The 23,079-nt window shown below is 46.8% G+C and carries 18 protein-coding genes; 1 reads left to right on the forward strand and 17 read right to left on the reverse strand.

From position 1 onward, the window contains the following. Positions 1-31: 31 nt before the first annotated feature. The 13 genes from BKB51_RS18305 to BKB51_RS18365 all read right to left on the reverse strand — a co-directional run bounded on the left by BKB51_RS18305 (position 32) and on the right by BKB51_RS18365 (position 14,024). A complete protein-coding gene (locus tag BKB51_RS18305) occupies positions 32-568 on the reverse strand; it encodes a universal stress protein (RefSeq protein ID WP_085902560.1) in 537 nt (178 codons plus the stop codon). Positions 569-571: 3 nt separating this feature from the next. Continuing rightward, entirely contained in the window at positions 572-1,369 is a 798-nt protein-coding gene (locus BKB51_RS18310) for a TIGR02186 family protein (protein ID WP_085902561.1), read from the reverse strand. Continuing rightward, positions 1,366-2,283, reverse strand: coding sequence for a sulfite exporter TauE/SafE family protein (locus tag BKB51_RS18315; RefSeq protein ID WP_085902562.1), 918 nt, complete (start codon positions 2,281-2,283; stop codon positions 1,366-1,368). Before BKB51_RS18315 ends, BKB51_RS18310 begins: the two co-directional genes overlap by 4 nt. A gap of 342 nt (positions 2,284-2,625) precedes the next feature. Then, on the reverse strand, positions 2,626-3,654 hold the full coding sequence (gene trpS, locus BKB51_RS18320; protein WP_085902563.1) for a tryptophan--tRNA ligase: 1,029 nt from the start codon (positions 3,652-3,654) through the stop codon (positions 2,626-2,628). A 108-nt stretch (positions 3,655-3,762) separates the two neighbouring features. Then, on the reverse strand, positions 3,763-5,505 hold the full coding sequence (locus BKB51_RS18325; RefSeq protein WP_085902564.1) for an amidohydrolase: 1,743 nt from the start codon (positions 5,503-5,505) through the stop codon (positions 3,763-3,765). Between the two features lie 123 nt (positions 5,506-5,628). After that, a complete protein-coding gene (locus BKB51_RS18330) occupies positions 5,629-7,338 on the reverse strand; it encodes an ABC transporter substrate-binding protein (protein ID WP_085902565.1) in 1,710 nt (569 codons plus the stop codon). 71 nt (positions 7,339-7,409) lie between these two features. Beyond that, positions 7,410-7,688, reverse strand: a complete 279-nt coding sequence (locus tag BKB51_RS18335) for a DUF2160 domain-containing protein (RefSeq protein ID WP_085902566.1) — start codon at positions 7,686-7,688, stop codon at positions 7,410-7,412. A gap of 15 nt (positions 7,689-7,703) precedes the next feature. Beyond that, positions 7,704-8,501, reverse strand: a complete 798-nt coding sequence (locus BKB51_RS18340; protein ID WP_047764155.1) for a carbohydrate ABC transporter permease — start codon at positions 8,499-8,501, stop codon at positions 7,704-7,706. 3 nt (positions 8,502-8,504) lie between these two features. Further along, complete coding sequence (locus BKB51_RS18345) at positions 8,505-9,374, reverse strand: carbohydrate ABC transporter permease (protein WP_047764154.1); 870 nt, start codon at positions 9,372-9,374, stop codon at positions 8,505-8,507. A gap of 2 nt (positions 9,375-9,376) precedes the next feature. After that, the gene (locus tag BKB51_RS18350) at positions 9,377-10,456 is read right to left on the reverse strand and encodes an ABC transporter ATP-binding protein (RefSeq protein WP_085902567.1); all 1,080 of its coding nucleotides are present in this window, start codon (positions 10,454-10,456) and stop codon (positions 9,377-9,379) included. Then, positions 10,456-11,547, reverse strand: a complete 1,092-nt coding sequence (locus BKB51_RS18355) for an ABC transporter ATP-binding protein (RefSeq protein ID WP_085902568.1) — start codon at positions 11,545-11,547, stop codon at positions 10,456-10,458. Before BKB51_RS18355 ends, BKB51_RS18350 begins: the two co-directional genes overlap by 1 nt. Positions 11,548-11,598: 51 nt before the next feature. Continuing rightward, positions 11,599-13,116: a glycerol-3-phosphate dehydrogenase gene (gene glpD / locus BKB51_RS18360; RefSeq protein WP_085902569.1), complete on the reverse strand. Its 1,518-nt coding sequence runs from the start codon at positions 13,114-13,116 to the stop codon at positions 11,599-11,601. A gap of 137 nt (positions 13,117-13,253) precedes the next feature. Continuing rightward, positions 13,254-14,024: a DeoR/GlpR family DNA-binding transcription regulator gene (locus tag BKB51_RS18365; RefSeq protein WP_085902570.1), complete on the reverse strand. Its 771-nt coding sequence runs from the start codon at positions 14,022-14,024 to the stop codon at positions 13,254-13,256. Positions 14,025-14,262: 238 nt separating this feature from the next. On the opposite strand from BKB51_RS18365, the gene BKB51_RS18370 reads away from it, so the two are divergent. Further along, entirely contained in the window at positions 14,263-14,859 is a 597-nt protein-coding gene (locus tag BKB51_RS18370) for a 2-hydroxychromene-2-carboxylate isomerase (protein ID WP_085902571.1), read from the forward strand. A gap of 94 nt (positions 14,860-14,953) precedes the next feature. On the opposite strand, the gene murJ is transcribed toward BKB51_RS18370, so the two are convergent. The 4 genes from murJ to mutS all read right to left on the reverse strand — a co-directional run bounded on the left by murJ (position 14,954) and on the right by mutS (position 22,864). Then, positions 14,954-16,582 carry a murein biosynthesis integral membrane protein MurJ gene (gene murJ, locus BKB51_RS18375; RefSeq protein ID WP_085902572.1) on the reverse strand — a complete coding sequence of 543 codons (1,629 nt, stop codon included), beginning with the start codon at positions 16,580-16,582 and terminating at the stop codon, positions 14,954-14,956. Positions 16,583-16,779: 197 nt separating this feature from the next. Then, positions 16,780-17,331, reverse strand: coding sequence for a PAS domain-containing protein (locus BKB51_RS18380; protein ID WP_085902573.1), 552 nt, complete (start codon positions 17,329-17,331; stop codon positions 16,780-16,782). 57 nt (positions 17,332-17,388) lie between these two features. Beyond that, the gene (locus tag BKB51_RS18385) at positions 17,389-20,157 is read right to left on the reverse strand and encodes a [protein-PII] uridylyltransferase (protein ID WP_085902574.1); all 2,769 of its coding nucleotides are present in this window, start codon (positions 20,155-20,157) and stop codon (positions 17,389-17,391) included. A 61-nt stretch (positions 20,158-20,218) separates the two neighbouring features. Then, the gene (gene mutS, locus BKB51_RS18390; protein WP_085902611.1) at positions 20,219-22,864 is read right to left on the reverse strand and encodes a DNA mismatch repair protein MutS; all 2,646 of its coding nucleotides are present in this window, start codon (positions 22,862-22,864) and stop codon (positions 20,219-20,221) included. Between the last annotated feature and the right edge of the window lie 215 nt (positions 22,865-23,079).

Here is a 23,079-nt window from a genome sequence, read left to right on the forward strand (position 1 = left end):
TCCACAATGAATATTCATATAGAATATTTCTTTAACTGATCTCGTCAATTTCAGCAGGCTCCAGATTATCGGGCACAACCGTAATCGGCACACGCAATTTACCGATATGTTTTCCCATCAGCGCTGTCAAAAGTGGTCCCGGCCCTCCGGACCCGGAGCTCGCGCCCAACACCAGAATAGAAATCTGATCATCTTCGTTAACAAGCTTGACCAATTCATCACGACGATCGCCTTCGCGCATGTAGAGCACGGGGATTTGTCCTGAATATTCAAGTACTTCTTCACCGAGTTTATTCAAGAGAGCCTCGGCTTCGGTGCGTGCTTCTTCCTGCATCAAATCCCCGACAGCCGCCCAGTGATTAAACTCGGCAGGTTCAATGACATACAACAGCGCAACCCGCCCGCCTGTATGCAACGCCCGTCGGCACGCAAAACGCATCGCTTGTAGCATTTCATCACTGTCATCAACGACAACCAGGAAAATTCGATCTGTAGATCCATGATCCCGGCATTTTTTACCGTCAGTTTCTTGATCAATTTTCAGTTCTGTCGATTCTGTTTCACTCATACCTTATCCCTTGCGGAAAATTAAATGACCGATCCAGCCGGATACCAAAGCAATCACAATAGCAATAACACCATACATTGCACTATGAAGATGTGCATAGTCATAAATTTCAGCTTCGACACCAATTTTTGATACCGTCAGGGGTGTCGTCCGCGCATCAATGATTTGACCATCGCGCAGGTGATAAACACTCACAGAGTAAGTTCCCGTGGGTACATTTGCAGGTAATTCGAACTCTGTGCGGAAAAGATGTTCACCCAAAAAAACGATTTCCGCATTTTCCAACTGGTAATTTCCACTGCGGAGCAGGTTCCGAAGCAAGGCGTCTTTCCACGAATCAGCGAGCTTACCAGCAGCTTTTGTTACCGGAAGCTCAAGGCCGATATTATCAAAGCCAATGGCGTTAAGTGCGCGCGTCGCCGAAGACGATATTTCTTCAATTGGGCCAGTCGATGCGATAGAATAAAAACTTGGAACACTTTCAAACTTCATCGAAGCCGTGTTCATCCAGATCCCGGCAACCTGACCTTTTCGCTGTACCTTAAAGTCCGTATCTGGCCCTCTGACAACGACAATAACTTCGCCAGGGGAATTGATACTTCCAAATAAAAGAATGCGGTCCCCGGAGAACCCCGCTGTAATCGCAACAAGATGACTGGAAAGATCAGCTTCAATTGCCTTCGATTCTTTTGCGGATAGAACAAAAAAAGATGAAAATCCGACTGCCGCAAGCACTTTTAGAACGTCGATCCCGCTCACAGAAAAAAGTCGATGCACCAGAGAAATCACCAAGGATATCATTCTGCCATCTCCAGTGCATAGAGATCAGCGGGTTCGATCAGAAGATCAAGGAATAGCTTGCCACAAACCATAACAACGAGAATGCCAAGCAACAGACGTAGCCAGTCACCCTGCATCTTGGCGCCGATCCGTGTACCAACCTGTGCTCCGAGTACAGAGCCGACCAGAAGCAAGAGCGCAAGAACAACATCAACGGTCTGATTCTGGGCTGCCTGTAAAAAAGTAACGTTCGCGGCTACGAAAATGATCTGGAACAGCGACGTCCCAATAACCATCGCTGTCGGCATGCCCAGCATATAGATCATTGCCGGAACAAGAATAAACCCGCCGCCAACGCCCATAATCGCAGAGAGAACACCAACAAAAAACCCAATTCCAAAGGGCAGAAGAGCCGAAATATAAAGGCGTGACTTACGGAACCTCATTTTCAACGGCAAACCATGGAACCAGTTGTGTTCGTGAAGTTTTCCGCGGGAAGCCCCCCCCGATTTTCTGCGTCGGAACACGGCCTTGATGCCTTCGAGCATCATCAATAACCCAATAGTGCCCAGAAAAATCACATAGGAAAGGTTAATAACGAGGTCGATTTGCCCAAGGCTTTTAAGGAAAGTAAACAGACCAACACCAAGTGTGGACCCGATAAAGCCACCGATCAGAAGTATCCAACCCATCAGAAAATCAACATTTCCCCGTTTCCAATGGGCAAAAACACCGGAAACCGAAGACGCGATTACATTGTTTGCTTGTGTTGCAACAGCAACAGCCGGGGGAACACCGACAAATATCAGGATTGGCGTCATTAGAAAGCCGCCCCCAACACCAAATATCCCCGAAAGCAATCCGACACCGCCTCCCATTGCCAATAAGAGGATTATGTCGACAGATATCTCAGCGATCGGCAGATAGATTTGCATTGCCGTCAATCGCCCTTTTCACAGGTTTTCATTTAGCTCTACCCTGTTCTACCGTTTCAGGCAGAAAGTTTTTATTCATAGGCTTTCAAGGGAGCACCCCTAAAGAAATCTATCCTGCTTCACGAAAAAGGAAAAGGGGTCCATTGAATATTTTCTTTATTTTTCAACTTTTTGCTTAATATTTTTTTAATTTGACCAATTATAAAAACACAACGTTTCTTTACTTTTCAAACCTTTCCCAATCAAAAAGGGCATCCGATATTCACCAGATGCCCTTTCGACTATAAATTTGGTGCCAGTAATTTTTTATACTGGTGCCATATAATTCAGTGTTTTACCTGCTCAAGGACGCAAAAATCCAACAGCGTCAAAAACTTCCTTCATCACAGGTTCTGCCAATTTAGCGGCCCGATCAGCCCCTTGTTTGAGCACAGAATCAACGTATGATTTATCATCCATCAATCGTTTCATTTCCGACCCCATCGGTCCCAGCTTGGTAACCGCAACTTCTGTCAGGGATTTTTTGAAGTCAGCAAAGCCCTTACCTTCAAATTCGCCAAGGACATCCGAAAGTTCTTTGTCGTTCAACGCCGCATAAATGGACAACAGATTAAAAGCTTCCGGACGCTCTTTGCGGGCATCGTCAAGTAACTTACCATTTTCATCCAAAACCTCCGCACCGGGAATCAAATGCGGATCGCTGGTTGCCTTCTTGATTTTTTTAGCAACAGTATCAGCATCATCCATCATGGTGATACGGCTGTAATCAGACGGGTCAGACTTACTCATCTTCTTGCTACCGTCTCGCAAAGACATGATGCGTGTTGCAGCACCAAAAATTAGAGGTTCCGGCACAGGGAAAAGATCAACGTTAAAGTCGTTGTTGAACTTAATGGCGATATCTCGTGTTAACTCAAGATGCTGTTTTTGATCTTCACCAACCGGCACGTGGGTTGCTTTGTAGGCAAGAATATCCGCAGCCATCAGGTTCGGGTATACATAAAGGCCTGTGGATGCTTTCTCCCGATTTTTCCCGGCCTTGTCCTTAAACTGCGTCATCCGGTTCAACCAACCAATCCGGGACACACAGTTAAAGATCCAGCCAAGCTCGGCGTGGGCAGACACTTGCGACTGATTAAAGATAATGTGCTTTTCAGGATCAACGCCCGCCGCCAGATACGACGCCACGACTTCACGAGTATTATCAGTCAACTGCTTAGGATCTTGCCAGACAGTAATGGCATGCATATCAACGACACAGAAAATGCACTCATAGTCGTCCTGCAGGCGCACAAAGTTGCGAATAGCGCCGAGATAATTGCCAAGATGTAGGTTCCCTGTGGGCTGCACGCCCGAGAAGATACGCTTCATGGGAAAAGATCCATTCCAATAGCGGTTGTTATAAAGATTTAAGAAAAAGCTTTATCGCCGTTCAAAACCCTGGGGTCAAGAGCTTGAACCAAGAGGTAGGACAAGCAATTACTTGAACAAACCTTCCGGATCGTAAACCGGCTCTCCGCCAAGAAGCGTTGCCTCTACATTCACAGCCCCGATCTCATCTATCGGTATATCCAGAATATTTCGGTCCAGTACAACAAAGTCCGCCAGCTTGCCCGGTTCGATTGATCCTGTTTTATCCTCGTGCTGCAATAGCTTTGCGACATTGAGCGTCATCATTTCGATAACTGTTTCCACGCGGTCAAAGGCACCATCCCTTTGGGTGAGTACAGCTTCGATTTTCATCAGGGGTGACAGCTCTTCCGCATCCCAATCACTGCTCAGAACCATCTCAACCCCCGCTTCGTAAAGTTTACGGGCTGGCATTAAGCCTTCTGCTCTTTGGCCAATAAACCCGGCAAGATATCGTTTCGTATCCGAATTGGTTGAACTTGGTGCGAGCTGAAAATCGGTAATAACATTTAACTCTCTAAACCGTGAGACATCTTTTTTATCAACAAGGTAAAGATGTGTTATTCGATGTTGAATATCCGTTGGCGAGTTTACTTTTTTTGCTTGCGCCACAGCATCGAGAGCAAGTCCGACACCACGATCCCCCGTGGCATGAAAATGAACCTGAAACCCTAGTTGTTTCAGAGCACTGACATAATCAAACAGTGTCTCTTCCTGAAAATACAAGAAGCCCCTTTGTAAGTCTTTCGGGAGATCAAGACTGGCTTCATAGGGCTGATAAAGTGCCCCTGTTGCCTGAGATAAAATTCCATCCACATAGATCTTGGCCTGATTAAACCGCAAAAGCTTTTCAGGATCATTACTATAACGCTTCTGAAATTCGGCTATCTGTTCCTCAAAAGGTAAATCAGGGTAAAGATAAAGCGCATTACTGGCCCGCACCGTTAGCAGGTTTTCCTCTTCAGCTCGTATCCAGGCTTCCTGATGCCCCCTTGGCCAGTAACCGCCTGCATCGCTAACAGTTGTAATGCCATTCTCCGCTAACAGATCCAAAGCTTGAAGCAGGCTTTCATACGCAAAATTAACATTTCCCTTGGTAGGTGGAAGGGCTGCATTCCTGAGCTTCTGTTGCGCATTTTCAAAAACAACACCCGTCAAGCGACCAGAAACAGGATCCCGGTCAATCAATCCCCCCGGTGGATTTTCCCCCGGAGTCTCTTGAAAATCCAAATATCCCACGGCTTGCATCGCCTTGGTATTAGCCCATGCACCATGCCCAAGATTATCAAGGATAACAGCTGGTCGATCAGGAATTAATCGATCCAGAAACGCCATAGGAGATTCTACAGTTCCCAGTAAAGCAGGCATAGAAACACCAGCCCCTATAAACCATGACACATCCCTTTGATCATCAAGGCAATAAGCAATTTCCTGACGATAAACCTCTTCCGCTCCTTCAGCAGATAGAAAACAAACTGTTTCATTGATACCAGCTTCCAGGGCATGTAAATGAGGATCCTGAAACCCTGGCAGAAGCATCCGCCCGCCTAGATCGATAACTTCAGTACCAGCCTGCAACATATCAAAAAGCTGCTTTTCCGTGCCCACAGCAGCAATAACGCCATCTTCGACCAAAACGGCTTCGGCCCACGGCATTTTTTTATCAACAGTATAAATTTGCGCGTTTAGAATAAGATAGTCATCAGACGATGCATGGCTTTGCGCTAAAAAAGCGCTGATCAGACCCACACTGAAGCCAACAGTTTTAACTGTTGGGATCATTCTTGATAGCATTGTTTTTATTTGTTTCATCAGCTTATTAACGCCTCCGATCAAAGCTTGGTAGACTATTACTGCAAACCAAACATACCATCAAAAAAGAAAGGGCCGGAGGAATAATCCTCCGGCCCTTCTATTCGCAAGGAAATGCGTTAATTAGTTCCAGCTTTTAACAAGCTCGTCATAATCAACGGTTTCACCCTGTGGTTTCTCATTAGCCAATTTGGCTTTTGGAGAACCAGGCTGATTCAGCCAGTAGCTGGCTTCTTTTTCTTCGTTCAGCTTAGGTCCGCACTCACCCTGTACGCCTGCGCGTTCCAGACGACCAAGAACTTTATCCTGAGCTGCAGCAAGTGAATCCATCGCTTCCTGAGGTGTTTTTGCACCAGAGCTGGCATCACCAATGTTCTGCCACCATAGCTGTGCAAGTTTTGGATAATCAGGAACATTGATGCCTGTTGGCGTCCACTGAAGACGTGCAGGTGAACGATAGAATTCAATCAAACCACCAAGTTTCGGTGCACGCTCTGTAAAGGATTCATGCTGGATGTCACTTTCACGAACGAAAGTTAGACCAACGTGACTTTTCTTCAGAGAAACAGTTTTGGCAACAGTGAACTGTGCGTAGAGCCATGCAGCTTTACGACGATCAACTGGAGTGGACTTCATAAGTGTCCAGGAACCAGCATCCTGATAACCAAGTTTCTGACCTTCTTCCCAGTAAGGACCATGCGGGGAAGGTGCCATACGCCATTTTGGTGACCCGTCTTCGTTCACAACTGGAAGACCTTCTTTCACCATGTCAGCTGTAAAGGCGGTGTACCAGAAGATCTGCTGAGCAACAGAACCCTGTGCAGGAACTGGACCAGCTTCACCAAAGGTCATACCTGGTGCTGATGGTGGAGCGTAAGCTTTGAGCCAATCAACATATTTGGATACGGAATAAACAGCAGCCGGGCCGTTTGTCGCGCCACCACGTGCAACGGAAGAGCCAACCGGGCTGCAACCTTCCATACGGATGCCCCATTCATCAACAGGAATACCGTTTGGAATGTTTTTGTCGCCAGCACCAGCCATGGACAACCATGCATCGGTGAAACGCCAGCCAAGTGATGGATCTTTTTTACCGTAATCCATGTGACCATATACAGGCTTACCGTCGATTTCTTTCACGTCATTTGTAAAGAAGTCAGCGATATCTTCGTAGGCAGACCAGTTAACCGGCACACCAAGATCATAACCGTATTTTGCTTTAAATTTAGCTTTAAGATCCGGATCAGAGAACCAGTCATAACGGAACCAGTAAAGGTTCGCGAACTGTTGGTCAGGAAGCTGATAAAGCTTGCCATCTGGGCCAGTGGTGAACGACGTACCAATGAAATCACCAAGATCAAGATCCGGGTTACTTACTTCAGCACCTTCGCCAGCAATCCAATCAGAAAGCGGTACAACCTGTTGGTAACGATAGTGCGTACCAATTAGATCTGAATCGTTGATGTAGGCATCATAGATGTTTTTGCCTGACTGCATCTGTGTCTGCAGCTTTTCAACAACATCACCTTCACCGATCAGGTCATGATTAACCTTGATGCCTGTGATTTCATAGAAAGCTTTGGCAAGAGTTTTTGATTCGTACTCGTGCGTTGTAATGGTTTCGGAAACTACATTGATTTCCATGCCTTTGAAAGGCTCAGCAGCTTTTGCAAACCACTCCATTTCTTTCATTTGATCAGCTTTGGACAAAGTCGAAGGCTGAAATTCATTTTCTACCCAGTTCTTAGCAGCAGCTGTATCCGCATGAGCTGCGCCAGCTGAGAGAACCAAAGCGACGGCTGTAAGAGCGCCGCCAATATAACGGGACTTCATTATTATATCTCCCTGTTGCTTCATTCAGTAAACGAGTTTGCCTCGTCACCCCACATTTGCCCTCTAGGTGTTTACACCCATCTAAAAACGATGAATGCATAGACAGCGCTTACGACGAGGGCTCCCCACAATTGGATATCTGACATCAGAAGCCAACCGAGGTGAATAAAAGCACTGCCCAGTAGTGTGATAAACAATCGATCTCCACGTGTGGTTGGAATATTGAGGATTCCAACCTTTTCCCTTTCTGGAAATTTGATTGCCAATATCGTCATCACAACAAGCGTTGTTGCAATGATGATAAAGAAAGTAGCCGTTGGCCAAGTCCAGGCCATCCAGTTCAATTCCATGATACGGACTCCCTCTTAAACCCGGCCCAGGGCAAAGCCCTTGGCGATGTAGTTACGAACAAAATAGATCACCAGAATTCCTGGTATAATCGTCAATATCCCAGCCGCTGCCAGCACACCCCAATCAAGACCTGACGCAGATACGGTACGTGTCATGGTCGCGGAGATTGACTTGGCATCAACAGAGGTCAGCGTTCTGGCCAACAACAATTCCACCCATGAGAACATGAAGCAGAAGAATGCAGCCACGCCGATACCCGAAGAAATCATCGGTGTGAAAATACGGGTAAAGAACCGCGGGAAAGAATAACCATCGATATAAGCGGTTTCATCAATCTCACGCGGCACACCGGACATAAATCCTTCGAGGATCCAGACAGCCAACGGAATGTTAAACAGACAATGCGCCAAAGCCACCGCAATATGCGTATCGAACAGCCCAACTGCCGAATAAAGTTGGAAGAACGGCAAGGCAAAAACCGCTGGTGGCGCCATTCTGTTGGTCAAAAGCCAGAAGAACAGATGCTTGTCGCCCATAAAGTTATAGCGCGAGAAAGCATAAGCCGCAGGCAAAGCAACCAACAGAGTGATAATTGTGTTCAACACCACATAGATTGTTGAATTTATATAGCCGTTGTACCAGCTAGGATCTGTAAAGATCACCATATAGTTGGCAAAGGTCAGATCCTGTGGCCAAAGACTAAAGGTACTGAGAATTTCCTCATTCGTTTTCAAGGACATGTTCAGCAACCAATAGATCGGCAGCAACAGGAAAACGATGTAGAGAATAGTGACGAGAGCTTTCGTTTTCATGACTTAAGACTCCGCTCTGTCTAAATAGCTCATAACTGTGAAAAATACCCAGCTGAAGAGCAGAATGATTAAGAAATAGACCAGTGACATTGCCGCGGCAGGTCCCAGGTCAAACTGGCCAATCGCCATTTGAACCAAATCGATTGAAAGGAAGGTTGTCGCGTTACCCGGTCCACCACCAGTCACAACGAATGGCTCAGTGTAGATCATGAAGCTGTCCATAAAACGTAATAGAACAGCAATCAGAAGTACGCGGTTCATTTTTGGCAATTGGATAAAACGGAATGTTGCCCATTTACTGGCACCGTCGATTCTGGCTGCCTGATAGTAAGCATCGGGAATAGACTGCAAACCAGCATAACAAAGCAGCACCACAAGTGACGTCCAATGCCAGACATCCATGACGATCAAGGTTACCCAGGCATCAAGTGCGTTTTGTGTATAGTTGTATTCAATACCCAATCCATCCAGCGTCGCGCCGAGAAGGCCAATATCAATACGACCGAAAATCTGCCAGATCGTGCCCACCACATTCCAGGGAATAAGGAGTGGAAGCGCCATAAGGATCAAACAGAATGGAACCCACAGGCCTTTTTTCGGCATCGCCAACGCAATGGCAATACCAAGCGGAATTTCGATAGAAAGGATAATAAAGGAGAACAGGAACTGACGCCCTAGCGCCCCGTGGAAACGATCAGAACGAAGAACTTCCTGGAACCATTCGATACCAGCCCAGTAAAATTCATTATTACCAAAGGTATCCTGAAAGGCATAGTTCACCACCGTCATCAAAGGAATAACTGCAGAAAACGCCACGATTAAAACAACGGGAAGAACAAGCCACCAAGCGCGGTTATCGGACCATTTATTCATGATCAAGCCTCCTCTACCAAATGACTGTTGGCATAAAGATTCACATGCGTTGGATCGACAACCAGACGCGCCCCATCTGCAGGGACTTCATCTTCTTCGTTGACCATAACTTTAAACTCGTGATCTTCAAGACGAACGCTCGCGACCTTAAAGCGACCAAGATCTTCTACCTTTTGAATAGAAACAGTTGGTCCGGTTCCTTCACGCGTTAGCGACAGGAATTCAGGACGAATGCCAACTTCCAATGAAGCACCCGCAGGAATATTACTCAGGCCCTGTTCCATGGCAAAAGCATGGCCAGCGACCATTGCCTGCTTGCCATCAATATGGCATGGCACCACGTTCATGCCTGGCGAACCAATGAAGTAACCCACAAAGGTATGTTTTGGACGCTCAAACAGTTCTTCCGGCGTTCCCATCTGAACAACAGCACCATCGTACATAACAACCACTTTGTCAGCGAAAGTCAGAGCTTCCGTCTGGTCATGTGTTACGTACACCATCGTGTAGTTAAAGCGTTTATGCAGATGTTTAAGCTGAGAGCGTAATTGCCATTTCAAATGGGGATCAATAACGGTCAAGGGCTCATCAAACAGAATAGCTGATACGTCAGCACGCACCAGACCACGCCCCAAAGAGATCTTTTGCTTGGCATCTGCCGTAAGACCGCTGGCTTTATGTTTTAGAGTATCGCTCATTTCCAGAAGTTCAGCGATTTCACGAACGCGTCCGTCAATTTCACTGGCTCCAACACCGCGATTGCGAAGCGGGAAAGCCAGATTGTCATAGACAGTCATTGTGTCGTAGACCACAGGAAACTGGAAAACCTGTGCAATATTGCGGTCTTCAGTCGCCTTATTGGTGACAGCCTCTCCATCGAAAAGAATTTCACCGTGTGTCGGCTTCAACAAACCAGAAATAATATTCAGAAGTGTTGTTTTACCACAGCCAGATGGACCAAGCAGCGCATAGGCCCCGCCATCTTCCCACACATGATTAAGCTCTTTAAGGGCGAAATCCTGCGGCTCCTGGATGTGCGGCATATAAGAATGCGCCAGACCATTGAGTTCAATTTTCGCCATTACGCTTGCTCCCCAGCTGTACCCCAGGGGCCAGCAACCAGCTTGCCATTGGTATCAAAAACAAAACACTTGGAAGGCTCCAGATAGACGTCGATATCACTATCGATTTCAACTTCCTGTACACCGTGTGTAAGGCTCACCCAACGCTGATCTGCGAAGTCCACATGCACAAAGCTTTCAGATCCGGTGATCTCTGTAACCGCAACTTTGGTTTTAAAGGGAATCATGCTTGGATCACTGTCAATATGCAGGTGATTTGGGCGGAAGCCCAATGTGTAATTACCATCCCCGACCTGGGACAGAACACCAGTGGTCGGTGCAGAGAATTTCTCGCCGTGGCTGACCACCCCGCCCTTAACAGTGACAGGCAAGGTGTTAATCGGAGGGTCAGAGAAGACATCAGCCGTTAACAGGTCGCCCGGATTGCGATAGATATCAATAGTAGATCCGAACTGTGTAATCCGACCTTCGTGCAGCGTCGCCGTGTTACCACCTAACAACAATGCCTCTGTCGGCTCGGTGGTCGCATAGACAAAGATTGCACCGGTTTCTGCAAAAACCCGTGGCAATTCTTCGCGAAGCTCTTCACGCAACTTGTAATCAAGGTTCGCCAGCGGCTCATCCAAGAGAACAAGGTCAGCTCCTTTGACCATGGCACGCGCCAGTGCAGTACGCTGCTGTTGACCACCTGAAAGCTCAAGCGGTGTTCGATCCAACATCGGTTCCAGCTTCATCATCGCTGCTGCTTCACGAACTTTACGATCAATCTCGTCAGCCGGAGCGCGGGCAATGCGTAGCGGAGACGCAATGTTCTCGTACACAGTCAATGCCGGATAGTTGATGAACTGTTGGTAAACCATAGCAACATTGCGATCTTGAACCCGAACGCCTGTTACATCGATACCATCAAAGGAAATACGTCCCTGGGTCGGCTTGTCCAAGCCGGCCATAAGTCGCATCAAACTTGTTTTACCCGAAAGAGTCGGTCCAAGAAGAGTATTAAGTGTACCACGTTCCAAGCTAAGGTTTGCCTCAGCTATGTGTACTTCGTCTCCGACCGTCCTCCAGATATTCTCTAGAGATAACGTCATTTCAACCCCACGAAACTCAACTATAAAGTTGGTTTTGTTTTCCTATTTTTGTTAGCTGGCTTTTGCCAGTTTTTTAATATTCAGCGCCATCCATTCAGATAGTGCTTCCTTGTCTGCTCCCTTGATTCTCAGTCCTAGTTTGCTTCGACGCCACAGTACATCGTCCGCTTTCTGCGCCCATTCATGGATCATCAGATAACGCACTTCTGCTTCATAAAGATCAGCTCCGAAATTCTGACCTAAATCCTCTAGCGTCGTTGCATTGCCAAGTAAAAGCGAATAGCGAGTTCCATAACTCCGTATTAAACGCTCCGCATGGCTTTTTGTTATAAACGGGTATTCTTTTAGTAGTTTAGAAACTTGTTCAGTTGCCTGCTCACAAGGGAAATCGCCCCCAGGAAGGGTAGCACCCTGTGTCCAAGCTCCCCCAATTTCAGGGAAAAATCCAGCAAGTTTTTCAATCGCATGTTCAGCAAGACGACGATAAGTCGTGATCTTGCCGCCAAAAATATTCAGCGCAGGCGCACCATCAAGCTCATCAACCTTCAGAACATAATCACGTGTTGCTTCCTGTGCCTGGCTCGCGCCGTCATCATAAAGCGGACGAACGCCAGAATAGGTGTGGACAACCTGATTCGAAGAAATCGACGTCTTGAAATAGCTGTTGGACAGACGACAAAGGTATTCAATCTCGTCCTGAGAAATTTTAACGTCAGCAGGATCACCCTGGAAATCTTCGTCTGTAGTCCCGATCAGCGTGAAGTCTTTTTCATAAGGAATGGCGAATACAATACGCTTGTCGTCATTCTGGAAGATATAACAACGGTCATGGTCAAACAGCTTCGGAACTACAATATGGCTACCCTTAACCATTCTGATAGAATGATGAGAAGAGCTTTCCATCTCTTCATTCAGGAACTTGGAAACCCAAGGACCAGATGCATTTACCAAGACTTTACCTTTGATCACCTGTCGCTCAGCATCATTGGTATTTTCACAAGTGAGGTTCCAGATACCATCTTTGACCTTGGCATCAACACAGCGGGTACGGCAATGAATGTCTGCACCTTTATCCCGAGCATCAATAGCGTTCAATGCTACTAAACGGGCATCATCAACCCAACAGTCAGAATACTCAAAGCCCTTCGAAAAACCCTCTTTCAACGGCGAACCCGCTTCATCAGTTTTCAGGTTCAAGCCATGACTTGCAGGCAGCTTTTTGCGTCCACCAAGATTATCATACAGGAAAAGACCAATGCGAATAAGCCATCCAGGACGTTGGGATTTATTATGTGGCAAAACGAAACGAAGCGGCCAAATGATATGCGGCGCCATCGCCCAAAGAGTTTCGCGTTCGATCAAAGCTTCACGGACAAGACGAAACTCATAGTGCTCAAGATACCTCAATCCACCATGAATAAGCTTGGTACTTGCAGAACTGGTTGCCTGCGCCAGATCGCTTTGCTCTACAACGCATACCGAGAGCCCACGACCAGCAGCATCTCTTGCGATACCGCATCCATTAACGCCACCACCAACGATGACCAGATCATAAGTCTGACCGCTCACAATACCTCCCCGACACAGCGTTAGCTAATTAGCTGCACTGTATTATTCGCATCTTTCGAAACGAGTTTCCTTTTGGTTTCGTTTTGCACGCTATTCGAAGATTTCAAGGTTCGCAAGTGAAAATTTTTATTACATTTTTATGACAGCTCTGATTCAATAAGGCGGATACCGCTATCCCTACAGATTTTCCTCAGGTTTTCGGATTCAAGGCTGTCTGTTACAAAGGTATTAATTTGATCAAATTCCGCGACACGAACAGGGGCCGTTCGCTTTAGTTTCATTTTATCCGCACACAAAATGACGTGGTGTGCGTTGTCAATTATGGCTTGGGCAACTTTCGCCTCACGTAAGTCGAAATCCAGCAAAGACCCGTCTTCATCTACCGCTGAAGTCCCGATAATGGCAAAATCCACCTTGAATTGCTTGATAAAATCAACCGCGGTTTCGCCAACAACACCACCGTCCGAACGGCGAACCATACCCCCCGCAATAATCACATCAATAGACGGTGCCGGACGTAATATATTGGCAACATTGATATTATTGGTAATAACAAGCAAATCTTTCTTGCTCAACAAACACTGTGCAACTTCTTCGGTTGTTGTGCCTATATTGATAAAGAGAGAGCAATTATCAGGCACCAAATCAGCCGCCGCAGCACCAATACCTCTCTTTTCATCCTTCGCAATCATCCGCCGTGCGTCATAGCGCAAATTTTCGACACCTGCCGCAAAGACAGCACCGCCATGGATTCTTTTGAGTATGGCTCGCGCGCATATTTCATTAAGATCTTTACGTATGGTTTGAAGAGATACTTCGAAACGGGCAGCTAGCTCTTCGACCAAAACACGTCCTTCTTCCCGCGCAAGACCAACAATTTCACGCTGTCTGGGATTGAGAGTGTCCATTTTAAATTCCCCTGAACTCATTTTCTTATTTTATATTGATGACAGTTTAAAATGACTCTACTTAAAACGAAAGCAGAAAGGCTTCGCTTTTCGAAAAACGAAACTATCTATCCATAATATTGCTTAATAGGTTCTGATATTTACCCTTTCACAGAAAGATGATTGGACGAAGAAAGTTTTTAAGCCCCTTATCGTTAACGCCAACATGCTCCTATCAATTCCATAACAGGACAAAACAATGACCAAAGTTATAGATTACTATCATTTTCTTCTCTCACCCTGGAGTTATCTCGGCATACAACGTTTTAACAGTGTCGTGACAAAACACGGTGCTGTTGTTAATTACAAACCCATATCCGTCATGGATACCTTTGATAATATGGGTGGCACACATCCGAGTAAACGACACCCATCACGTATGAAACACAGAATGGTTGAATTAAAACGTTGGTCCAAACATCTTGGCATCACTATGAATTTTGAACCTGCCTTTTGGCCTGCGGACCAAACCCTCGCCGCACAGATGGTTTATGCTATTCAGGATACGAATGGAAACGCTGGACCTTTCAGTGATGCAATCCTGACAGCCGTGTGGGCACAGGATAGAAATATCGCTGATGAAAATGTTCTTGCAAAGATTGCCCGTGAATGTGGTTTTGATTCCAACGCACTTTTAGCGCAGGCAAAAAGTGACGCCATGGCTCAGACCTATAGCAAAACCACGCAAGAAGCCCACGAACGAGACGTTTTTGGTTCTCCGACCTATGTTTACAACGGCGAAAATTTCTGGGGTCAAGATCGCATAGATTTTCTGGATAAAGCCCTAAAAAACTAACCAAATCGCAAACCCGCTATTCGCAGCCGAACCAATCAATGGTGAAAGATAAGGATAATATCTTTCACCATTTCATTTAAGACTTTCTTGTACCTCAGATCTTACCACGCCGGAACATCGCTGAAAAATCGGCAGGACGAACCGCACCGAGTAAAAGCGATAACAGTGCATAAACGATCATACCAGTAGCAATCAGCGCAGCAAGTGCGGCGACTTTTTCATAGAGCTCACCATCGAACCATGGACGTAGCCAACGCATTCCTGACCATAAAACACCGCCCATAACCACAGATGAAGCCAATATCTTTGGCAATCTGGAAATAAATCGTCCATCAAGGCTCAAATGATCCTTACGCACCAACACAATCCAAAGCATCAAGACATTCACCCAGGATGAAATAGCCGTCGCCAAAGCAATCCCCACATACTGAATGAACTGAAAAAGTACTAAGCTAAGCGCTATATTTATAACAATAGACACCAGTGCCAAACGAAAGGGCGTTACTGTATCTTCCCGTGCGTAAAACGCAGGTTGCAGGATTTTGACAAGCACATAGGCCGGAAGTCCTGCCGCATAAGCCATAAGAGCAATCGCCGTTGCATCACTTGCTTCCCGAACAAATTCCGCTCTTTCAAAAAGCGTTACAACAATAGGCCAAGGCATTACAATTAAAGCAACAGTAGCAGGAAGTGTTAACAATAACGCCATTTCCATGCCTCTATTCATGCTATTCATCGCCCCTTTTTGGTCATCCGCTTTTAACCTACGCGCCAACTCAGGCAAAAGAACAACACCAAAGGCGATACCAATCATTCCCAAGGGCAATTGATACACACGCTCTGCATAGTAGAGGAAGGAGACACCAGATTCCTGAAATGTCGAAATCATAGTGCCAATAACAACATTAATCTGCATCGCGCCGGCAGAGAGAACACCGGGAACCATGCGCCGCATCAACGTCTTGACATCGCTAGACACCCTCGGCAATCGCATTCTCATGTTCAAGCCTGCCCGCTTCAGTGCAATATACAACAAAAGCATCTGACCAAAACCAGCTGCAGCAACAGTCCACGCCATTGCTTGACCCGGATCGGGTACCCGCGGAATAATAAGCAGTAAAGTAATAATAAAAAATACATTGAGCAAAATAGGAGCCGCCGCAGCGGCAGCGAAGCGACCCAAGGAGTTCAACATGCCAGAAAACAGTGCAACAATTACCATGAAAAACAGATAGGGAAAGGTAATCATATTAAGCTGCTCGGCATAAGCCAGTTTAGAGATAAATTCCCCAGGAATGGCAAGTGCTTGCTCAATTCCAGCTGGCTTCAGATTAATTGCTTCCTGTGTTGAGATTTTTAACGCCCAATCCTCAAAACCCGGCGCAAGCGCGTAGGTAACCCAAGGCATTGAAGCCATAGCCCCAAAAGTCACCAACAGCATAAATGTAAACATCACCGCATGGGTTTGCTCTGCAAATGTCTGGGCAGCTTCTCGCCCTTCGGCCTCTACCTTTCCAGCATATAGAGGGACAAAGGCAGCGTTAAACGCCCCTTCAGCAAACAACCGACGGAATAGATTTGGCAACCTAAAGGCAACAAAAAAGGCATCGGCAATTGGCCCAGCACCCAAGAACGCGGCGACAAGAATATCACGCACAAAACCAAGAATACGGCTTATTCCAGTAAAACCACTTACTGTTGCCAGATTACGAACCAAAGACATTCAGATACTCCGCCTAAAACTCACAAAGGGAGTTTCTCGTCTCTATTTAAACGCTCCCCCTATGTCTGCACTCTTTGTAGAGGAAGCCGATATGATTTGGAAGAGGATTGATTTAACAAGGTCGCAGGACAATGCCTGCTAATGCCTTAAAACAGATACAAACTGCTGCTTTTATAAACTCTGGTTCGGGTTGAATTTTAGTCAGGAAGAGGTGTACCAAAGCCGATATCGATATAGTCTCGTTGGTTGACTTTGCTGTAATTCAACTGCTTGTCAGTACCCTGATGCCATTCGATATTTTCAAGGACGTCATCAACAAAGACCAAAAAGTGATAATCTCCATTATCTGAGGAAAGCGGATAGCCGACAGATTCGGAGACATGGGCCAGTCCTGATTCATAACTGCCTTCTAAAATCACCCGCATACCACAGGGAAAAGAGGCCGATTTATAGAGCTCATTATAAGCATCATCCCGACGTTCTTCCGAGACAAATTCAACATAATCCCGACCTGTCGGATCAAACCCGAGACGGTCAACAATTCCTGTACCAACAAGACGTAGCATCGACCGCCCTGGTGTACTCAAATCATGTATCAAAATGTGCGATAAGATATTTTTCACTGCTGCAGGATTGAAGTCGCTTTTCTTTGGAACCGTTTGGCCACTGGAATATTTCAGCTCCCACCAATAGTCATGCAGACGTTGACATCGGGGACTTGTGAAACCCAGTGACGAAACTGTTTTCATAGATTTAGCTCACAACAAACTTACGTATTCTTTATAGCTTACCCTAAAGAGAGTTAATCAAGCATTGAGTACTTCCAGTAATTTCTTCTGGATATTTTTAACCTTTTGCTCTGAAGAAACCTTATCACCTAACGCAGACTGAACATAGAAAACATCAACCGCACGCACGCCATAGGTCGCAATCCGGGCCGAATGAACCAACAAGCCCAGCTTGGTCAGCGCCTGTGTCAAAAAGTAAAGAAGTCCGGGACGATCCTGCCCATTGACCTCTAAAACCGTGTAACTTTCACTTGCTTTGTTATCGATCAGCACCCGTGGCTTAACCTTCAGAGCTTTATGGACTCTGCTTGGAAGTCTGGTCGGAAGGTTTTTAAGCAGCTTTGCGACCTTTAATTCCCCCGTTAAAGACTGTTCGATGGCTGCTTCCAACTTTGCAAGTCGTTCGGGATCGTTAATCACCGCCTTGGTCTGGGCATCGGCAATATAAAAGCTATCCAACGCCATCCCGTTTTTCAGGGTGTGAATGGTCGCCCCTTCGATAGATGCTCCGGATACAGCCAGCGCCCCCGCAACCCGGCTAAACAAACCCGGATGGTCAGCTGCATAGATTGTGACTTCGGTGATCTGACGATAGGTATCAACCCGCACTTCCGATGTGTAATAGGACTTATCATTCTCGGCTTTGCGGATAAGCTCCGCGCGGCGTTTCTGCGTTTCCGTGTCTGTTGAAATCCAATAGGAAACAGTTCCAAGTTCCAAGTGTTTTGCGACATCCTGTGCCGGCCAATGGGATAATTCTTTTGTCAGAACCTCCCAGGCAACCTGGATTCTGCGCTCCTGACCTTCGGCAGCCAACCCACCGGACAGAAGTTCTTCTGTACGCCAATAAAGATCACGCAACAAAGCCGCTTTCCACGCATTCCAGACATTAGGACCAACGGCCCGAATATCCGCAACAGTCAAAACCAGCAAAAGCCTCAAGCGTTCCGGGGATTGTACAATTTCGGAAAAATCCTGAATGGTTTTGGGGTCATCGATATCACGAGAAAAAGCTGTTTCACTCATGGTCAAATGATAGCGAACCAGCCAGGAAACTGTCTCTGTCTCTTCTGGCGTCAGCCCCATACGAGGACAGATTCTTTGCGCTATTTTAGCCCCTTCAATGGAATGATCTCCGGGTCGTCCCTTGGCAATATCGTGCAGAAAGACCGCAACATAGAGCACCTTCCGTGACAAGATTTTATGAACAACTTCACTGGCAATCGGTGCTTCTTTTTTGAGCGTTCCTTTTTCAATCTGATGCAAAATCCCCACGGCGAACAGGGTATGCTCATCAACCGTATAGTGATGGTACATATTGAATTGCATCAAGGCGACGACACGGCCAAAATCAGGTACAAACCGCCCCAAAACCCCGGACTCATTTAATCGGCGTAATGCTTTTTCGGGGTCTTTAGGCGAGGTCAGAATATTCAAGAACAAACGGCTCGCAGCTTCGTCCTGCCGGACTCCTCTTTTAATCAACCGCAGGGATTGGGTAATCTTTCGCAGCGCCGCGGGGTGAATATCCAAATCGTGCTTTTGTGCCACATGGAATATACGCAACATTTCCACAGGATTTGTTTCGATAGAATCCTCTTTGTGAAAAGTCAGACGATCCCCCTCTAAACGAAACTTTTCGATGGAACGTTTACGCTTTAGAAAAGGAAGCGGAAGACGGAAACCGGACCTCCGATTATGCTCGGCTTCAAGAGTTGCACAGAAAATACGTGTTAGACCACCAACCTCTTTAGCGACGATAAAATAATGTTTCATCATCCGCTCGACGCCTTTGGTTCCGGCATGATCTGTATAATGCATCCAATCAGCTAGATCACGCTGTACATCAAATGACAAACGCTCTTCAGGTCTATTTGTCAAATAGTGTAAGGCGCACCGCAAAGACCACAAAAATGCTTGGGCTTTAGCAAACTGTCGGACTTCCTGCCGCGTGAAAATTCCCCGCTCAACCAGACTAGATATATCATCAACCTGATAAATAAATTTCGCAATCCAGAACAGGGTGTGCAGATCCCTTAATCCACCTTTGCCCTCTTTGATATTTGGCTCTAGCGTATAGCGCGACCCCCCCACTTTTTTGTGTCGTTCGCTTCGTTCCTTGAGCTTCTGTTCGATGAATTCCGCCCCGTGGCCAGAACGGACAACACGATCATAGGTTTTTCTGAGCTTGGTATAGAGAGCATCATCACCGCAGAGATAACGGGCCTCTAGAATAGCAGTATTAATCGTCAGATCCGAAAGTGAACTCCGAATACATTCTTTAACATTCCGAACTGAGTGCCCCACTTTGAAGTTAAGGTCCCACAGAAAATAAAGCATGGCTTCAACCACTTGCTCTGTTCGGGGCACACTCTTGTATGGAAGCAGAAACAGTAAATCGACATCGGACTGAGGTGCCAGTTCTCCGCGGCCATAGCCCCCCACAGCAACAACAGTAAAGGTCTCACCCTTTGAGCGCGATCCAACAGGATAAAGCTCTTCATCAACAAATTTAAAAACCAGTTTCAGGATTTGATCGACCAGAAAACAGTTCGCACGAACAACCATTGTCCCAGAGGATTTTTTATCAAATCGCCTGCGAACTTCAGCATGTCCTTCCTGCAAAGCATCCCGCAAAAGCGCCAGCACTTTATTGCGCTTAACCTGACCCTTATCATCTGTGGCACAGATTTCAGCAATCGCAGCCTCAAGCTTAGAGGCAGGAAAAATAGCCGTCTTGTTCTTCACGTCCTGATGGTACGCATAATCGAGAGATGTTATCGGCATGCTGTCCTGCTTTTTACAACTTGTATTACTATTCCTACAAAGACTTACTCTTTCCAGGGATTTACTCTTCGCTGGTTGCCTTCAGTTCATAGAGCAAATCCAAAGCCTGACGCGGTGTTAAATCATCCACATTTACTTCACTTAAACGTTGATCAACCGCAGAATTTCCCTGCTCGACTTCGGCTTCTGCCGTTGTAGTTGGCAAACTGGCAAAGAGGGGGAGGTCTTCGGCAAGATGCGTCAAATTTCCAGCTTGCCCATCCTTTTCCAATGTCTCCAGAACCTGCTCGGCTCGGGTTACCGCAGCAACAGGAAGGCCTGCCAGTTTGGCGACATGAATCCCATAGGATCGATCCGCAGCTCCATTTGTAACTTCGTGCAAAAAGACCACTTCGCCCTTCCATTCCTTAACCCGCATTGAATGGCAGGAAAGCGATTTCAGCTTCGACGTTAAGCTCGTGAGTTCATGATAGTGGGTCGCGAACAAGGCACGTGATTTATTGGTCTCATGTAGATGTTCAACACAAGCCCACGCAATAGACAAACCATCATAGGTCGCCGTGCCACGTCCAATTTCATCCAGGATAACCAAAGACCGTTCTGTCGATTGGTTGAGAATAACGGCGGTTTCCACCATCTCAACCATAAAGGTAGATCGCCCCCGGGCCAGATCATCGGCCGCACCAACGCGACTGAACAGCCGATCAACTGATCCGATATGTGCAGATTCTGCAGGCACAAATGATCCCATCTGTGCCAAAACCGCTATTAAAGCATTCTGCCTGAGAAAGGTTGATTTACCCGCCATGTTAGGCCCGGTGATCAACCACAAACGCTGTTGATCTTCTAAGGTGCAGTTGTTGGCAACAAAGGGGCCTTCCGATGTTTTGGACAATGCAGCTTCCACAACCGGGTGACGTCCGCCGATAACATCAAAGTTCAGACTGCCGTCAACCCTTGGACGATTCCAGCGCTCAATAACAGCCAGTTCCGCCAAAGCCGCGTTAACATCCAACTCTGCAAGTGTACGTGCCGCCAAAGCAATTTCATCAGCTTGCTCGACAACCTTCGCAACCAGATCATCGTAAAGTTCCAACTCAATCGCCAAAGCTTTACCCGCAGCGCCTGAAATTTTTTGCTCAAGATCAGAAAGCTCGACTGTAGTAAAGCGCATGGCAGAGGCAAGAGTCTGACGGTGAATGAATTCTGATTCAGCATCCGTATTAACTTTGGATGCGTTTGTCGGGCTAACCTCGATAAAATAGCCAAGAACGTTGTTATGTTTGACTTTAAGGCTATTAACGCCCGTTACCTCTGCATAACGCGCCTGAAGACCAGCAATCAGTTTGCGACTGTCATCGCGCAGTTGTTTGTACTCATCCAGATCCGGGGAAAAGCCTGAAGCAATAAACCCACCATCCCGTGCGAGCAAAGGCAAATCTTCCAGGAAAGCACGTTGAAGCGCATCACAAAGTTCGCGGTGGTCACCCAGGTTTTCAATGCAACTTTTGATACCGTCGGGAAGACTATCCAGTTTTACCCCGCTCAGCATCGATTTTAATTTACTCGCCTCGTACAATGCGTCCCGGATACCAGCGACATCGCGCGGACCACCACGCCCAACTGTTAAACGGGACAAACCACGTTCAATATCGGGACATTGGCGAAGGCTTGCGCGTAAATCCTGGCGCATACCATCTTCTTCGACAAACCAGGACACCATGTTCAGACGATGGGAAATAGCTTCGGGCTGTGTTAGAGGGGCGGCAATTCGTGATCCTAGCAATCGAGCACCAGCACCTGTGACAGTCCGGTCAATGGTTGCGAGTAAGCTCCCCTTACGTCCCCCGGTTAATGCCTGCGTTAGTTCCAGATTTCGTCGGGTCGCCGCATCAATTTCCATAACCGCATCACAGCGAACCCGTTTCGGAGACGACAGGCGGGGAAGTTTGCCCTTTTGGGTGAGTTCAACATAATCAAGTAAAGAGCCTGACGCCGCCACTTCAGCCCGAGAGAACTCACCAAAAGCATCAAGCGCCTTTATCGAAAACACATCTTCCAGACGGCGGCGCGCATTTTCACTATCAAAACGCGATGACGGCAGCGGTGATAAAATAGACCGCCATTCATTAACCACGTCCGTCAGTTCTTCCCTCAAGAACAAGCGCTCTGGAATTAAGAGTTCCCCGGGATTAAGCCGTGCCAAAGCTGCGAGCAAAATGCCATTGATATTCTTTTCTGAAGCTTCCAACGGTTGGGTATAAAAATCACCGGTCGACATATCCAACCAGGAAAGGCCGTAATCACCCGCTGCATCAGTTAAGGCAGCCAGATAGTTATGACTCCGGGCATCAAGAAGCTCATCCTCGGTAATTGTTCCCGGCGTAACCAAACGGACAACGCCCCGCTTTACGACAGACTTTGCGCCACGCTTCTTTGCTTCAGCCGGATTTTCCATTTGTTCGCAAATCGCAACCTTAAAACCCTTGCGAATCAAACGCGACAGATAGCCTTCTGCCGCATGAAAAGGAACACCACACATGGGGATATCATCTCCCTTGTGATGGCCTCTCTTGGTAAGGGTAATATCCAAAGCTTCTGACGCCTGCACAGCATCTTCAAAGAAAAGCTCGTAAAAATCACCCATACGATAAAACAGCAATGAATCGGGATGATCTTCTTTAATTTCAAGATATTGCGCCATCATCGGCGTCACCTTTTCAGCCGCCTTGGCCTTTGGTGTTGCTCGGCTTGATACCACTTCATTTGCAGCTTGTGATAGATCGGATGTCGATTGATCCATTTTTTTGCTTTCTGCACGACCAACAGGCACAGAGTTTGAAGTTTCGTCATCTTGGTCGCAGGGTGTGGTCGTTGTTATTTCAGTCACAGAAAAGCAATACTCTAAAAAAGTGAAACAGG

It is taken from the genome of Kiloniella majae, assembly GCF_002118315.1.
Classification (GTDB): Bacteria; Pseudomonadota; Alphaproteobacteria; order Kiloniellales; family Kiloniellaceae; genus Kiloniella; species Kiloniella majae.

Coding starts and splice junctions, on each gene's coding strand:
- BKB51_RS18365 (WP_085902570.1), bottom strand. CDS start 14,024: ATGGACACTCTCAATCCCAGACAGCGTGAAATTGTTGGTCTTGCGCGG.
- BKB51_RS18380 (WP_085902573.1), bottom strand. CDS start 17,331: ATGAAAACAGTTTCGTCACTGGGTTTCACAAGTCCCCGATGTCAACGT.
- BKB51_RS18335 (WP_085902566.1), bottom strand. CDS start 7,688: ATGGAATTGAACTGGATGGCCTGGACTTGGCCAACGGCTACTTTCTTT.
- BKB51_RS18385 (WP_085902574.1), bottom strand. CDS start 20,157: ATGCCGATAACATCTCTCGATTATGCGTACCATCAGGACGTGAAGAAC.
- BKB51_RS18310 (WP_085902561.1), bottom strand. CDS start 1,369: ATGATATCCTTGGTGATTTCTCTGGTGCATCGACTTTTTTCTGTGAGC.
- BKB51_RS18370 (WP_085902571.1), top strand. CDS start 14,263: ATGACCAAAGTTATAGATTACTATCATTTTCTTCTCTCACCCTGGAGT.
- BKB51_RS18345 (WP_047764154.1), bottom strand. CDS start 9,374: ATGAATAAATGGTCCGATAACCGCGCTTGGTGGCTTGTTCTTCCCGTT.
- trpS (WP_085902563.1), bottom strand. CDS start 3,654: ATGAAGCGTATCTTCTCGGGCGTGCAGCCCACAGGGAACCTACATCTT.
- BKB51_RS18315 (WP_085902562.1), bottom strand. CDS start 2,283: ATGCAAATCTATCTGCCGATCGCTGAGATATCTGTCGACATAATCCTC.
- BKB51_RS18305 (WP_085902560.1), bottom strand. CDS start 568: ATGAGTGAAACAGAATCGACAGAACTGAAAATTGATCAAGAAACTGAC.
- BKB51_RS18350 (WP_085902567.1), bottom strand. CDS start 10,456: ATGGCGAAAATTGAACTCAATGGTCTGGCGCATTCTTATATGCCGCAC.
- BKB51_RS18340 (WP_047764155.1), bottom strand. CDS start 8,501: ATGAAAACGAAAGCTCTCGTCACTATTCTCTACATCGTTTTCCTGTTG.
- BKB51_RS18325 (WP_085902564.1), bottom strand. CDS start 5,505: ATGAAACAAATAAAAACAATGCTATCAAGAATGATCCCAACAGTTAAA.
- mutS (WP_085902611.1), bottom strand. CDS start 22,864: ATGATGGCGCAATATCTTGAAATTAAAGAAGATCATCCCGATTCATTG.
- murJ (WP_085902572.1), bottom strand. CDS start 16,582: ATGTCTTTGGTTCGTAATCTGGCAACAGTAAGTGGTTTTACTGGAATA.
- BKB51_RS18330 (WP_085902565.1), bottom strand. CDS start 7,338: ATGAAGTCCCGTTATATTGGCGGCGCTCTTACAGCCGTCGCTTTGGTT.
- BKB51_RS18355 (WP_085902568.1), bottom strand. CDS start 11,547: ATGACGTTATCTCTAGAGAATATCTGGAGGACGGTCGGAGACGAAGTA.